Raw genomic sequence first — 1,671 nt, forward strand, 5'->3', positions numbered from 1 at the left:
CCCGCATTCCCCAAGTAAATCTCTGATTTTGCTATCCTGATTGTGGTATTTCGTATATAAATCATGGTGTTGACGGCTGAGAAGGGAGCATTTTATGGGTCACCCGGAGGGTGCGGACTTGCAGCGGGCTGATCGGGTGGATTTCGACCGTCGTGTGCGGCTAGAGTTCAATGGCACGCAGCTCAGTTCCGACGGCGGTCTCTTGATAATGCGCGAGTTGGATGACGCGCTCGGGCTGTCGGATCTGGCGTCAGCGGCACTGCACGACACCCGCACAGGCAAGAACTCCGTCCATCAACTCGATGGGCTGTTCCGGCAATCGGTGTTTGGTCGTCTGGCCGGATACGAGGATGTCAACGACGCCGACCGGCTGGCCCTCGATCCGGTCATGCGCCAGGTCGTAGGTGGCCGGGCTGTCGATGCGCAAGCGGCCTCAGCAACGCAGATGGGGCGGTTCGAGACAGAGACGCTGGCCTTGCCCGAGAACCGGGCGGCGCTGGCCGATCTGAACGGCGCGTGGATTGACCGCTATCATGATCGCAACGGGCTCAAATACATCGTGCTGGACATGGACAGCTCGGTCAGTCCGACACACGGGGACCAAGAGGGCGCGGCCTGGAATGGGCATTTCGGATGCACCTGCTACCACCCAAACTTCTTGTTCAACCAGTTCGGCATGCTGGAGCGCTGCGCGCTGCGCAACGGGAACGTCCATAGTGCCGATGGCTGGCAGGAGGTTCTGGATCCGGTGATTGCCCGCTACGCTGGCCGCAACCTTGGGGGCCGCTTCTTCCGCGCTGACGCCGCCTATGCGATCCCGGCACTCTATGAACGGCTTGAGGAGACGGGCTACTTCTACGCCATCCGGCTGCGCGCCAATAACGTCCTGCGCGAGCAGATCGCCCATCGGCTGACGCGGCCCGTAGGGCGTCCGTCACAGACCAAGGTCAAGCGCTTTCACGAGGACTTCCAGTATCAGGCTGCGTCCTGGGACAAGGCGCGCCGCGTCATCGCCAAGATCGAGTGGCATCCGGGCGAGCTGTTCCCCCGCGTGGGCTTCATCGTCACCAACCTGCCCATGGAGCCGGACGAGGTCACCCGCTTCTATAATCGACGCGGCACAGCTGAGCAGCACATCAAGGAAGGAAAGTACGCCTTCCACTGGACGCGTCTGTCATGCAGGAGGTTCCGCGACAACGAAGTGCGGCTGCAGCTGCACGCGCTGGCCTACAACCTGGCTACCTTCTTGCGCTGCATCGAACTGCCAGAGGCCATGGCCGACTGGTCGCTGACCAGCCTCCAGCTCAAGCTGATCAAGATCGGCGCCCGCGTCGTGCGCCACGCCCGCGCCATCACCTTCCAGCTTGCCGAGGTCGCGGTCACCGGCCCGATGGTGCGCGCCATTCTCGCCGCGATCCAACGCTTGCGAGCGCCGCTGTTATGCGCGTGACCGTGATCCAGACCCAAACCAAACGAAAGCGGCTCGACAGGCCTGTCCGCCGCCCTGAAAAACAGGGCCGCCGCGCCAGCACGGCAAGGAGTCGCGGCTCGCTCCGACCGATCCGGGTTGTTTCCGCGACCGCAGACACCGCGCGGGGCAAAAAACGCTTGATCGGGTGGCCTGGTTGGGCGATCTTGAGGTCAAACGGCAAGCCACTTGGGGGATGTCGG

General features: G+C 62.8%; 1 protein-coding gene. It reads left to right on the forward strand.

All coding sequences use genetic code 11. From position 1 onward, the window contains the following. Positions 1–94: 94 nt before the first annotated feature. Entirely contained in the window at positions 95–1,450 is a 1,356-nt protein-coding gene (locus ACEN2J_RS20765; RefSeq protein ID WP_442108661.1) for an IS1380 family transposase, read from the forward strand. The last annotated feature ends 221 nt before the right edge of the window (positions 1,451–1,671 follow it).

Source organism: Pseudorhodobacter sp. W20_MBD10_FR17 (genome assembly GCF_052119765.1).
In the GTDB taxonomy this organism is placed as follows: Bacteria; Pseudomonadota; Alphaproteobacteria; order Rhodobacterales; family Rhodobacteraceae; genus Pseudorhodobacter.

What these genes read in the sequence shown, in the direction of transcription:
- ACEN2J_RS20765 (WP_442108661.1), top strand. Translation starts at nt 95, where the DNA reads ATGGGTCACCCGGAGGGTGCGGACTTGCAGCGGGCTGATCGGGTGGAT.